The sequence below is a fragment of the Brevibacillus sp. B_LB10_24 genome, from assembly GCF_046036945.1.
Classification (GTDB): domain Bacteria; phylum Bacillota; class Bacilli; order Brevibacillales; family Brevibacillaceae; genus Brevibacillus_C.
Genome location: NZ_JBJQOQ010000045.1, coordinates 1 through 12,853, shown reverse-complemented (window position 1 = coordinate 12,853; position 12,853 = coordinate 1). Strand labels below are relative to the sequence as shown.

The 12,853-nt window shown below is 44.0% G+C and carries 8 protein-coding genes and 1 pseudogene; 4 read left to right on the top strand and 5 right to left on the bottom strand.

The annotated features are described in order from the left end of the window. Window positions 1-57: 57 nt before the first annotated feature. Window positions 58-1,029 (bottom strand): formimidoylglutamase, encoded by a 972-nt coding sequence (hutG, locus tag ACI7RC_RS25340; RefSeq protein ID WP_408110966.1) that lies wholly within the window; start codon window positions 1,027-1,029, stop codon window positions 58-60. A gap of 122 nt (window positions 1,030-1,151) precedes the next feature. Here hutG and ACI7RC_RS25335 point away from each other — a divergent pair, with 122 nt between their 5' ends. Continuing rightward, a complete protein-coding gene (locus tag ACI7RC_RS25335; protein ID WP_408110965.1) occupies window positions 1,152-2,033 on the top strand; it encodes a LysR family transcriptional regulator in 882 nt (293 codons plus the stop codon). A 99-nt stretch (window positions 2,034-2,132) separates the two neighbouring features. Here ACI7RC_RS25335 and pgtP read toward each other — a convergent pair whose 3' ends face one another. Continuing rightward, a complete protein-coding gene (pgtP, locus tag ACI7RC_RS25330) occupies window positions 2,133-3,497 on the bottom strand; it encodes a phosphoglycerate transporter PgtP (protein ID WP_408110964.1) in 1,365 nt (454 codons plus the stop codon). A gap of 353 nt (window positions 3,498-3,850) precedes the next feature. On the opposite strand from pgtP, the gene ACI7RC_RS25325 reads away from it, so the two are divergent. From ACI7RC_RS25325 to ACI7RC_RS25315, 3 genes are read left to right on the top strand one after another with little or no spacing between them, the layout of a single operon-like run. Continuing rightward, window positions 3,851-4,753: a substrate-binding domain-containing protein gene (locus tag ACI7RC_RS25325; protein ID WP_408110963.1), complete on the top strand. Its 903-nt coding sequence runs from the start codon at window positions 3,851-3,853 to the stop codon at window positions 4,751-4,753. Then, a complete protein-coding gene (locus tag ACI7RC_RS25320; RefSeq protein ID WP_408110962.1) occupies window positions 4,737-6,167 on the top strand; it encodes a sensor histidine kinase in 1,431 nt (476 codons plus the stop codon). Before ACI7RC_RS25325 ends, ACI7RC_RS25320 begins: the two co-directional genes overlap by 17 nt. Next, window positions 6,167-6,808 (top strand): response regulator transcription factor, encoded by a 642-nt coding sequence (locus ACI7RC_RS25315; RefSeq protein ID WP_408110961.1) that lies wholly within the window; start codon window positions 6,167-6,169, stop codon window positions 6,806-6,808. Before ACI7RC_RS25320 ends, ACI7RC_RS25315 begins: the two co-directional genes overlap by 1 nt. Before the next feature lie 853 nt (window positions 6,809-7,661). On the opposite strand, the gene ACI7RC_RS25310 is transcribed toward ACI7RC_RS25315, so the two are convergent. From ACI7RC_RS25310 to ACI7RC_RS25300, 3 genes and pseudogenes are all read right to left on the bottom strand, one after another. Beyond that, a complete protein-coding gene (locus ACI7RC_RS25310; RefSeq protein ID WP_408110990.1) occupies window positions 7,662-10,496 on the bottom strand; it encodes an ATP-dependent helicase in 2,835 nt (944 codons plus the stop codon). Between the two features lie 5 nt (window positions 10,497-10,501). Continuing rightward, window positions 10,502-11,539: a DNA cytosine methyltransferase gene (locus ACI7RC_RS25305; RefSeq protein ID WP_408110960.1), complete on the bottom strand. Its 1,038-nt coding sequence runs from the start codon at window positions 11,537-11,539 to the stop codon at window positions 10,502-10,504. Window positions 11,540-12,037: 498 nt separating this feature from the next. Further along, a pseudogene (locus ACI7RC_RS25300) lies at window positions 12,038-12,660 on the bottom strand (IS3 family transposase); the annotation flags it as partial. Window positions 12,661-12,853 lie beyond the last annotated feature (193 nt).

Genomic DNA, 12,853 nt, shown 5'->3' with positions numbered 1-12,853 from the left:
AATACAAAATATTAGCTGGAACCTGCTTTTTTTACCCGATAGGTACCCATACGAGTCTTAGTTGTATCCCCCTAAAAATCCCATGATGGCTTCATTCGTCAGATAGGCACCTAATTTCACTGTTCTTCCGTTTTCATCCAAGACCGGATTCACTTCACAAATATCAAAAGAGAGCGTTTTTTTATGAGCGGCAACGGTTCGGATCAAGGTTCGAACCACCATCGGCGTCAATCCAAAAGGAGATGGCGCACTGACCCCCGGCGCAAACGCCGCGTTTAAAACATCCGTGCACAGGGTGAGCATGACATGATCATGATTTTCGATGAATTCGTGTAACGCAGAGGTGATGTCATCCATCCGTTCGCCAGCCATATCTTCTTCGTACATATACCGGGCACCAAGTTCGTCCGCCTTATCAAAGAGTTCCTGCGTATTTCCGAAGCGCTGGATTCCCACGACAAAATAACGGCTGTTTTTATCGTTTTCTAGGATCTGTCTGAACATCGTCCCGGATGAAGGCTGAATTTCATAGGAACGTAAATCAAAATGAGCGTCAATATTGATGATTCCAAGTGAAGCGTCTTTTCCGATATGTTTTCGGACACCCAAATAATGTCCATACAGCGTTTCATGTCCTCCGCCCAAAATAATCGGAGTTGCCGATTTTGCCAGGAGACCGGAGACAGCCAGCCCCAATTCCTCCTGGGCTTCTTCGAGCTGTTCGCCTTGACAGCGAACATTCCCCACATCAACGATCCGATTGCCTTCCCCCTGTTTCCAAGGAAGGCTTGCAAGCGCCTGCCTCATCGCGTTCGGAGCTTGGGCTGCACCTACCCGCCCTTGATTGCGCCTCACTCCTTCATCGCATTCAAACCCGATAATGGCACATGTGTTATCCCTGGAGGCCTGCAAATCATCCAAGTCCACCAATTCTACAACCTGATGGCAGCGAAAGCTGCTCCTTCTCTCCGCATGATCAGTCCGGCCGGTCCATACATCAGCTGAAACAATCCTTGGCAACGTTTTCATCCTTTCTAAACCTTAAAAAGTCTTTTTATTTATTGATTATATAACGACAAACTTATTATTTCTAATATATAATTTAATTAAATTTATAGTTTAAAGCTATAAATAAGGGTGGGGAGAAACCTGTGGACATCAAACAATTGCATTATTTTGTAACGGTCGCCGATCAGCTGAGCTACTCTAAAGCCGCGCAAAAGCTGCATATATCACAGCCTTCTTTAAGCAACGCGATCAAAAATTTGGAGCAAGAGGTCGGCTCGCCGCTGCTGGAAAGAAATACGAGAAAGATGGAACTGACCGACGCCGGCAACATTTTTTATCAAAAAGCGGCTTCGCTCCTTTCCCAAATGAACATGTTGAAAAAAGAGATGGAAGAAGTAAAGCTGACCGGCAGCGGAGAACTCATTATCGGCATCATCGAGTCGGTGAAGCATTGGATCCCCAAAGTGATCCGCGAGTATCAAGGGCTTTATCCATCCATGAACATCAAGCTGATCGAGGTCCTGAGCGGAAATGCCGTGAAGGAATCATTGCGGAAGTATCAAACACATTTGCTGATTACGAACCAGTATATAGACGAGGAGGATATCGAGTCTGTTCCCTTATATAATGAAAAATTGGTTCTGGTGCTGCACAGGGATCACCCGCTGGCCCGGAAGGAATTCATTCACATAAAAGAGCTGGAGAGAGAGCCTTTTATCATTAGTACGGAAGGGTTTCAGACGAGGGAGGATATTCTGACCGCCTTTGCCCTTGAACAGGTGACTCCGAATATCAAGTTTGAAATTGAACGGTTTGAAACGGCTTTGACATTGGTACGGGAAAACCTGGGAATTACCATTATTCCTGAAAATTATGTATCTGAGTCTACGGATGTGTCTGTTGTTCGGAAGACGATCGATTCGCCGGCGTTGGAGAGGACGATCTATTTGACGTTTATGAAGAATCGGTATTTGGCTCCGGCGGTTGAAAGTTTTATGGAGGAGGTGCGGGGGAAGTTTGGGTGAGGGGGTACATCCCGTTCACCATACAAAAAAGCTGTCGCCGAACACAGTGGCGACAGCTTGCAGATTGACTCCCCTTCATCGAGGAGAACGGCCATTTTTTCAGCTTTGTACGGCCAGTTTTCTTTGGCGTTCCAGATCTTTCGCTCCGAGATGGGTCAAGATACAAAAGACGACGCAGCATATCGCTGCAACCAGCAATACGTAGAATCCGCCGTTCCATCCGACCATATCAACCGCGACGCCAAAGAGGGTCGTACCCAAAGAAGCACCCAGAATGTAACTCAAGAAACCGCGCAACCCAACCGCAGAACCAACGGCGAACGCCGGAACCACTTCCATCGTTTGCACCGAGGCCAAAAACTGCGGAATGTAAATCAGGCAGCCGACGATTGCCGCGAAGATCACGGTCCAGAACAAGGAGGTGCTTTGCCAGTAGCCGATGATACAGAAGAAAATGAGTATCATTGAGATGATTGCCGGCGGCATGCGGTATCCTTTGAACAGCTTGTCTGACAGATAACCAGCCAAAAGGGTCGTAGGAATGGCTGCCCATTCAAAGATCAAAAAGGCGACGCTCATCTCCTCTTTTGTGAACTGTTTTACATTCAGCAGGTAAATGGGCAGCCAGCTGATCATACCGAATCGCACCATGTAGACGAAAACATCGACAAACGAAACAAACCAGGCGTTTTTATTGAAGAGCACGTAATTTTTGAAAATGTTCCAGACACTCATATCTTCCGGCGGTTGGGAATCCTGCCGTTGTTGCGATTTCTCTTCGGACGCGTCCTTGACGATTTCGCTTACCGGCGGCAAGCCTTCATTCGTCGGGGAGCCTTTGACCAGGGCCAGTATTACCAATGCGAAGACAATGGCTATGGCAGCCGGAACCTGGTAACTCGCCGCTTGCCAGTGATCGGAGCCCGCCAACGCAAAACCGACGCCTACGATTGGAGCGACGATGCCTCCGCCCAAATTGTGCGATATGTTCCAGACGGCACCCACTATCCCTCTTTCCTTGCGGGGAAACCAGTGTGCAATCGTAATGAAACAAGGGCCAACCCCCATCCCCTGAAACAGTCCGTTGAGCACGACTAGCACTGCAAACATCCAGAATGCCGTGCTGAAGCCCATCATGACATTGACCAGTGCGCACAGCAGCAAGCCAAGGGCCATAAACCTCTTCGGGCTCGCCTTGTCCGACAGACTGCTCGCCAGGCCCTTGCTGATTCCGTAAGCGATCAGCATGCAGCTGCTCAACAGCCCGACCTCCGTGGCGCTCAGATGAAGTTCGTTCTTCAGATGGGGAGTCGAGAGGGCAAAGTTGTTGCGCACAATATAATAAGCCATGTAACCGAAGAATACACCCAACAAGGACTGCATGCGGAATAGCTTGTACGTTTTCTGAACCTGTTCCGGCGCTACGCGTGCAGCCGCAGCTTTTGGCTGTAAAAAGGAAATCATACGATCCACCTCGCCTTTCTGTATTTTTTTGCTGACCGGGCCGCCCCGGTTTCGTGGAAGCACTTTCAAAACCGCCCGCTTCCGATCGCCATCCCCCTCCACTGCTCTATTTTCCTACACGTCCGCATCGCACATTATCGGAAAACATCTGATTTTTTGTAGGATGATCGCCTGGGAATGTCAGATTTTATCTGACAAATACCGCGAATGGCCGATCGCTGTAAGCTCGCATCGCTATTTCCATCTGAAGGCGAGAGGACCTGCACGACCTGACAAGATGCGCCGGTTTCATGCTATACTTGTCTGTATTGAATTGTTGCATCAATCCCTCAGTTGCAAAAATGGAGGAGAGTATGAAACATGCATGGAAGATGTACCTGATTCTTCTGGTTGCGCTGCTTGCCGGGGGATGCCAGGATGGCCGCACCACCTATCAAATCGTCTTCTCCGAATCCGAAACGATGCCGGCCACTTCCCAAGAGAGCAAGCCTGCTCCTTTGCGAGTGGCCATTTCCAGCGTGTTGTCGCCGACAGATACGACGATGTACTACAAGAAAATCGCGAACTACATCGGGGAAAAGCTCGATCGCCCCGCGATCCTGATTCAGCGCAAGAGCTATAACGAGATCAGCACGCTGCTGATCAACGGAGGCGCTGACATCGCCCTCCTTTCGACGGGCGCGTACATCACGTACAAAAATGTGCAGGGTCTGGAAGCGATCGCTATGCAACAGCGTATGGGTGTTCCATATTATTACGGCTATATCGTCGTGAATCGCCAAGATAAAATCGCCGATCTGGCCGATTTAAGAGGAAAAACCGTCGCGTTCTCAGATCCCGCCAGTTTTTCCGGATACATATTTACGAAGGATAAATTGGAAGAAATCAGCGAAACCCCGGAGCATTTTTTTGGCCGTTATTTCTTCACGTACAATCACGAAAGATCCCTAAGCGCCGTGATCAATCGGGTGGTGGACGCCGCTGCCGTCGACAGCTTGGCCTTTGAACGGGCCAAACGTGAAAACCCCGAACTGAACAAGGAACTCAAAATAATCGCAAATTCGAAACCAATTGGCACCGGCCCGGTTGTGATCAGCAGCAAATTGCCGGAGGACGAGAAAAAAATAATTGAGGAAAGTTTCCTGACCATGCATGAACAAGCGGCCATGAAGCCCGCGCTTGAGGGCTTGTTCATCGACCGCTTCGTGCCAATTGAACCGCAATTGTATGAGGTTACCTATGAAATGGATGAATAGGCTGCAAATCAACCAGAAGATATTCGGAGCGATCCTCGTCGCGCTGCTTTTTCTCGCCGCAGTGTTGGGCTGCATCATTTGGGAATCGCTGACGAAGATGATGACCGAGGAACTCGTAAAGCGCGGTGCAAATATTGCCGATAATATAGCCGTATCGAGCGCGGACTCTATATTGGTTGACGACTCTTATGCGATTCATCTTCTTATCACCCGGGCGCAGCAGGCAAATGAAGACGTTCGTTACATTCTCGTATTCAACGGCAATCATGCTCTTGTCGGGCACACGTTCCCCGATTCCCTGCCGAAAGGGATACTGGCTGCCCATCAGCCGAATAACAACAATCTTCAAAATTACGTTACACTCACTTCTGACGAAGGCAATATCCATGATATACTCATGCCGATCCAGGATGGCGACCTGGGCTATGTTCGCGTTGGCATGGCTGAAAAGCAGGAGAGAACCTATATTTTCACGAAAATTGCAGAATTGATGGCCGCTACCCTTCTGGTCTGCGTGGGAGCTGCCGGCATCGCCTATTATGTGACCCGCATCATTACCCGGCCGATCAATGATCTGGCCGCTATCGCCTCAGGTATTTCCGCCGGCGATATCTCCCTGCGGGCAAAGGCAGAGGGTAACGATGAAGTCGGTACGCTCGCCCGCGCTTTCAACGAAATGGCGGACAAGCTGATCACCTCCCGCATGGCGGTAGAGAAACTATTGCAGGAGCTTCAAGAAAAGGATCACCTCCGCGACAAGCTAATCCTGAAACTTTTATCGGCACAAGAAGACGAAAGAAAGAGAATTTCCCGCGAACTGCATGACGAAACCAGCCAAGCGCTCGCTTCTCTCATGGTCACGATGAGCGTTTTGGCCAGCGAAGCGAAAGATCTCGAGCAGCAGAAGCTGCTTCAGACAAGCCGGGACATTGCCGCCAACATTTTGCGGGAAATCAGAGATTTGGCGGTGGAATTAAGGCCACCCATCCTCGATGACATCGGGTTGATTCCGGCAATCCGAAAGTACGTCAAGAAATTCGAGGAAAAATTCGCTGTGACCGTCACCCTGCACGTTTCCGGCAAAGAGACTTCCGCCATCGACAGCCACATTGCGCTGGCCCTCTATCGGATCGTGCAAGAAAGTCTCGTTAATGCAGCGAAACATACCGCCGCCACCGGCATCTCGATCCAGTTGGAGATCGACGAGTATTCGATCGAGTTGACCATTCATGACAACGGCCACGGTATCCAAGAGGCCGATTTCGAAAAAGCCCGTCAGCAAAACCGGATCGGAATCTACGGGATGAAGGAAAGGGCGGAGCTGCTGGGTGGCTCGTTTTTTATGCAAGCAAACCGCAGCGGCGGGACCGATGTCGTCGTGTCTTTCCCATTCAAACAGAAGGAGGGGTCATGATGGAAAAGACTATCAATATGATGCTGGTAGATGACCACGCTTTGTTCCGATCAGGGTTAAAACTGTTGCTGCAAAAGAGACCGGCCTATAAAGTTATAGCCGAAGCCGCCAATGGAATCGAGGCGCTCCGGATTTACGAGACGGCAAAGCCTGATCTTCTCATATTGGATATATCCTTGCCGGGCCTGGATGGCATTCAGGTTCTTACCGAGATCCGCCAGCGCAACGAGCAAGCGAAAGTCATCGTGCTCACTATGCATGAAGACGAGGACTATCTGACGAAGGTGATCCAAGCCGGAGCTTCCGGCTACGTCCCAAAAGCGGCAGTAGATGAGGAATTGTATACGGCGATTGATGCCGTGATGGATGGGCACCTCTATCTCCGCCCGCAGGAAATATCAACTGTGTTTAAGAAAATGCAAACGTCAGGGGATCATATGAATCCGTATGTGGTTCTAAGCCCTCGTGAGCGCGAGGTGTTGCAGTTTCTCGTGAGAGGCTTTTCCTTGTCGGAAACTGCCAGGGAATTGCATGTTAGTATTAAAACGGTTGATACGCATAAAACGAGGATTTTGAATAAGCTGAATTTGAGGAAGAAGAGTGAGTTGGTAGAGTATGCGATGAGGTATCGTCTTACTTGAGTGGGGTGTGGGGGGAAATAATGGTTTTTACTAGGCTTGGGGGTTGGGGGATTAGGACGAGTTGGATGGGATCTCTTTACAGCGATTGTCTTTCCTTATTTCTTGTACAATCTTCTATGTACAGATTTATCCAGGGAAATGGTATTAATATCCAATCACCTTGCAATATACAAAAGGAAGTTAGGTATGATTTCTTTCCTTTGCATGGCTACATACATTCGCAATAAAAACCAATACCTAGTGGGTACATAAATTGACATTAATTTGCCTTATAATGTTTTGTATCCACGGTACAATGTTGCTGTGCTAGGATAAATATTAGTTTTAATGCTTATGATTCTCCTAGAAAATTCTCTTAACACGTTCAATAGATTCATCCTTTATACCATTTGATACGAAACTTCAATGATTGCTACGAAGCGGTACATCATGATGGCTCCTGCAAGCAAACTTTCAGATATAATGATACCCTTCTTGGCGTAATTCATCTTTTAAAACAATATTCAGGTATGCTGATAATTAATTGGCATCCGGACTAGGTTCGAATCAACGCCCCCCTGTCAAGATCAAATACGGCGCTTTCCTTAATTGACTAAAACCCAATTATCAAGGGTCCTTGGCTATTTTTTTCTGTTTTCTTCGATTACTAATTTTTTTTGTTGCGGTTCAGCGGAATGGTTTAACGGTGTTTAAACACCGTGCACGCAATTTTGGTTCTTAATTTAAAATAATACCTCTCACAAATCGCAAATACTTTCTTTATACTTTTTAACGTTAAAATAGATGTTGACAAAAAATAAAACTACCAAATTTCGCTAAAACAGCGCAATTGGCAGTTTTATTAACACGAATGTTATTTCGATCCTGGGCATAATAACTTAAAATCGCATCGACTACAACGAGATACATCAGAAGGTTTACGTTCAAATTGCCCATTTTTTATTCCAGTAACAGCATCCCTAACATTATCTCTTACAATTTGCTGCATATCCTCAGAGATGTTTATTGCCCTGTTTTGTACTTCTTCGGGAGATAGAAAATGAACCTTCGCATTAACCGGATCCATTCTGAGGGCATCTCTTGTTGCGAGTGCATAAAGTCGCATCTGTTTTTCAACATTATCTAATCTTTCTTCAAAATTATCAGCATCAATGCTTCCAGTTTTAAACTCAACAACACTTACAGGGGTTCTTTCGCCTGTGGCCCCATTAATTTCTTCAAGCAAATCAATAGTACCGCTTATTAATGCATCTTCTAAGACGAACTCAAAAGGCTTTTCCGGGTGATATACGAGTTTATTAATGTTATCAAACCTCTCAATGTACTTGCCCAATGTTCTTTTAGCGGCTTCTTTCATCAAATCATATGGATTACCAGTCGTATAGCGTAAATTAAACTGCTGATCAACTAATTGATCTAACCATTCTTTTGTAACATTACTATTTTGTGCATGCTCATGGATTGCCGTAAGTAGATTATGAATCTGTTGTCCATAGCCAAATTCCTGTCCAATAGTTGGTCCAAAACCCATTAGTCGTCTCAGTCTATAATCTTGTGGACATTGCCAATAATAATTTAGATCAGAATAGTTTGTAGGGAACAATTCCACCTTAGAGCCAATTGTTGATGGGTCAGATCTGAATCTAGTAGTAGGGTCTATACCATCATCTCGAACATAATCATGTTTAATTTCATTATAATATTCTGTTGGTTTTTTTCTGGGTCTATTAACAGAGGTTATATGAAGGAATTTCTTACTTCTAGTAAGAGCAACATACCATAATCGTCTTTCACCTTCATCACCACTTTTGTAATTATCTAGGTTACATTCACTTTGTTGCAGAAATACTTCTATTACTCTATTTCGCTGACTACTTGGAAAAATTCTACTTGAAATCTCCGGCAAGAACACTACAGGCCATTCCAACCCTTTAGCGGCGTGAATTGTTAGTATTTGCACAGCATTTATTACACTTGGATCATCAAGACCTCCTTCATCGATTTTTTCTGATGCCCAATTCTCCAGAAAAACATTAAACCAAAACAGATCATACGGTGTTATCCATTGATGTATCGATTCATATTGAGTAATTAATTTACTAAATTGCCCCAAATTATACATAATTCTATCTGGCCATGCTTCTGGTCCCCGATTTGCACCAAGTACCTCTAACATTTCATGAAAAAGATCTTGAGGAAATACTCTTCGGCTGACGGTCCGTGGTCGAATTCCTTTTGGTAATGAAGCGATCTCTAATTCCCTTCTTTTTGCGGCGATCCATTCTAGGAAGGCAGTTTCATCTGCATGAGGCATTTCACTACTGCCCCTTAGGGAAATAATCGTTTGGCGAATGAATTGCCTTGTCCTAGCATCATCGTAATATACCCTTTCCCCTTGTTCATTCAAGTGAGGGAATTCTTTATTTGATAGCTGACAAAATGCTGCCTGAATAAGTCTGACTTCATCACTATCAAAAAGTCCACCAATACCACGGACAACGCAAGGTATTCCTCTACTCCGAAGTTCTTCAATAATTGGCCTTGCTGTCGATTTTACACTTCTGAGCAATACAGCCATATCGCCCCAGTTTAATCCCTTTGCACCATCTCTATTTGTGCAAACACCACGTAAATATTCTATTTGATCCGCTATGTATTTCGCTTCCTCATTTTCGTTAGAAAAACTCCTTCTTTGGATATCCCCCTTTTCTGCCATTTTTTCACGAAAGGATTTTGACTCTTCAACCCATTCTTGAGCAATCATACTTTTGTTTAATCTTCTATTTGCAGGAAGTCTTCTGATAGCAGTATCCGCTATTTCAACGATAGCATGGGTTGAACGGAAATTTTCTGTCAAATTTACTCTTTTAACATTTTTATAACGCTGCTCAAAAGTCAGGATATTATCAACTGAAGCTCCTCTCCAGCCATAGATAGCTTGATCATCATCACCAACAACACATAAAGAAGTGCTCGATCCTACAATATTTTGGATTAACTCTTCTTGACGTGGATCAACATCTTGGTATTCGTCAACAACAATATGTTTAAAGCGAGAACGAACAAGTTCTCGTTTTGTATGATCGTTCCGTAAAAGCAACAAAAGTTCGTCAATGATCATATTAAAGTCAAGGAATAGTCGTGGTCTTGTCGTTAGTAGTTCTCGATACTTCCTTACACAATTTGCCAGTAATGGGTTTCTAATATTTCGTACAGAAATTCCCTCAACATGGAGGACTTTTAAAGTGTTTATAAAGCGATTAATTGTAGTGAAGTAACCATTTTCACCTTGTATTTGATCTAACCCTATATCACGAAAATTCGAAGCAATAAACGCTGCTTGACGAATTTCATCTATTACCTCGTAGTTCCGATAATTAGGTTCTATTTCTTTAAGAAGTTGTAGACAAAAACTATGAATAGTTCCAACATACATCGGCCCGAGTTCGGGATCACTTGGAACTAGTATTTCCAAATGCTTACGGATTCTAGCCTTGAGTTCTTCAGCTGCCTTTTCAGTAAATGTAAACGCAACAATTTCCTCTTTTTTTACTCCTTCAGAGACAAGTTGGGATATTCGTTTTGAGATAACTTCAGTTTTGCCAGAACCAGCACAGGCAATAATTAATAAATGTCCCCCCCGGTACTCAATTGCTTCATTCTGACTAGGCGTATAAACCCATTGCACCTTAATCAACCCCTTAAATGACTTCTAATATGGCAAGCGATATTTTTCATCATATTGACTGGAACAGCATTTCCAACTTGGGTTGCCACTTGTTCAAGATTTCCGTAAAACTCATATTCATCCGGGAATGTTTGTAGCCGCGCAGCTTCACGAACAGTAATGCCTCTGTCCTCATTTGGATGAGCAAATCTCCCTCTGGTGATATTAGTACAACCTGTTGTTAGTGTTGGAGCCACTGTATCCCAAGCCATTCGACCATATACATCCTTATGACCATTATGTTTTTTGTGACATTCAAGTTGAAGATAATCCGGAAGTGAACTTCTACTTCCCCCGTCCTTAGGGATATACTTTAGTCTTCGAAGTGCTATTTCTTTGTGTTTACGAGCTGTATGGAGTCTATCGTTTGGGTCTCTTTCTCCGGAGTTAAGTTTCATCAGATCTCCAATTGCTTGCCTTACCGTTATACGTTTTACTCCAGGAGTTACTGCTCTAGGAACAGAAATGGATTCTTTAGTCCTACTTGCTAAATAGATAAATCTAGGTCTGCGTTGTGGGACGCCATAATCGGCAGCGTCAATCACAACAGGGTCTATCGTTGTATAGCCATCTTCATGCAAAGCTGTTTGAAGATCAGTAAATACATAACTTTCAGCTAATCCTGGAACATTCTCGAAGAAAACTACTCTTGGTTTCAGTACTTTTATGAACTTAATAGACTCTAAAATAAGAGGAGTTCTTTCATCATCTCCCTTGTGCCTATTTTGAGAACTAAAAGGCTGGCAAGGGGCACACACAGTTAGCAGATCTAACTCCTGACCATCTGGTATTAGTTTAAGAAGGTCTTTTGGTTCAACTTTCCTAATATCCTTTTTAAATAGTTTTACTTTTTTATGATTTAATTTGTAAGTTTTACAACAAACAGGATCTATATCCACTGCCGCGACAACCTTAAAGCGAGCTTGCTTTAGCCCCTCGGTTACTCCCCCACAGCCTGAAAAAAGATCAATTGCAATCGGCCATTTTTTTCTTTTTTCTTCCATATTTATCCTCTTCCTTATTTATCTTAAATCATATTTATCATGTGAAAATTCGACGAATTGTACCCTTTTCCTCCATTTTTCCAGCTTGGTCGCGAAATGTTATTCAAAATATTGGGTTCACCCCCCCATACTATCAACAGTAGTTAATTTCAAATCCCCTTCAAGAAATGCAATCCATTTAGGTTCCTTAGTTTTATTCTTTTGTATAAAACTTTAAATTCAAAATTCCATTGGGCATTTCTTGGTTGTAATTCAAAATAGTTATTCTCTTCGTTAACTTTATTGGGCAAAATTAACTGGTTAAAATTCCGTACATTCACATTAAAAAGGTAGTAGTATAGTTTCAAATAAACAACCTCCCTCTATGATTATAGTCCCTAATTCAATGCAACTTTTTCTACATAATGTAACAAATTCCTTCAATAGTTTATGTATGGTACATCAAAATGGGTAATTTTTGCTTTATAGAAAAAAGAGTATTGGATTGTCAACACCAAACTAGACAGATTTCTTAAGTGCCTGCCTTTTGTAAGCAGCTGGGCTGAGATAGCCTAATGTGGAGTGAATTCTTGTTTCGTTAAACCATTTCACAATTTTCCTAGCTCTAGCTTTAAATGGGTGAGGGATTCAAACTGCCGATTCTTTACAAACTCTGCCTTGATCAGCTTAAAGGTGGCTTCTGCCACCGCATTGTCATAGGGACAGCCTTTCATACTTAACGAACGTTTGATTTCGAACGTGTCAATGACTTCATCAATCGTTTGATTTTTAAACTCACTACCACGATCCGTGTGGAAAAGTTGAATTTGACGCAAGTCTCCTTTCACGCTTGCAAAAGCCTGGTAGACCAGGGCGGCATCTTTGTGTTTTCCACAGCTATGACCAATGATTTCTCGGTTAAACAAGTCCACAAGCAAGCAGATATAGTGCCATTTGTTTGCGACCCGAACGTAAGTCAAGTCACTCACAACAGCTTCGAACGGTTCTTCTTTTGCAAATTCTCGGTTCAATTCGTTCCGGATGGGTGAATCGTTACAGGAAGACACATGCGGTGTATACTGGGCAACCGTGTAGACCGATACAAGGCCGTTTTTCTTCATCAAGCGTCCAATTCGCCGTTGGAGCATGCGATCATCCGTATTTTTGAAGAAAATCAGCGCGTTTATGGAGCGAGAAAGATAAAAGCCATCGACCGAGAACAAGGACTGGTGGTTTCCAGATTAATCTACTAGACCTTAAGAGAACTGTCCAATTCAGTGTAGCCTATTCAGTTTATATTTACGCATTAATCGACGAATCTTTTTGTGGTTCATA

Coding starts and splice junctions, on each gene's coding strand:
- hutG (WP_408110966.1), bottom strand. CDS start 1,029: ATGAAAACGTTGCCAAGGATTGTTTCAGCTGATGTATGGACCGGCCGG.
- pgtP (WP_408110964.1), bottom strand. CDS start 3,497: ATGATTTCCTTTTTACAGCCAAAAGCTGCGGCTGCACGCGTAGCGCCG.
- ACI7RC_RS25325 (WP_408110963.1), top strand. CDS start 3,851: ATGAAACATGCATGGAAGATGTACCTGATTCTTCTGGTTGCGCTGCTT.
- ACI7RC_RS25320 (WP_408110962.1), top strand. CDS start 4,737: ATGAAATGGATGAATAGGCTGCAAATCAACCAGAAGATATTCGGAGCG.
- ACI7RC_RS25315 (WP_408110961.1), top strand. CDS start 6,167: ATGGAAAAGACTATCAATATGATGCTGGTAGATGACCACGCTTTGTTC.
- ACI7RC_RS25305 (WP_408110960.1), bottom strand. CDS start 11,539: ATGGAAGAAAAAAGAAAAAAATGGCCGATTGCAATTGATCTTTTTTCA.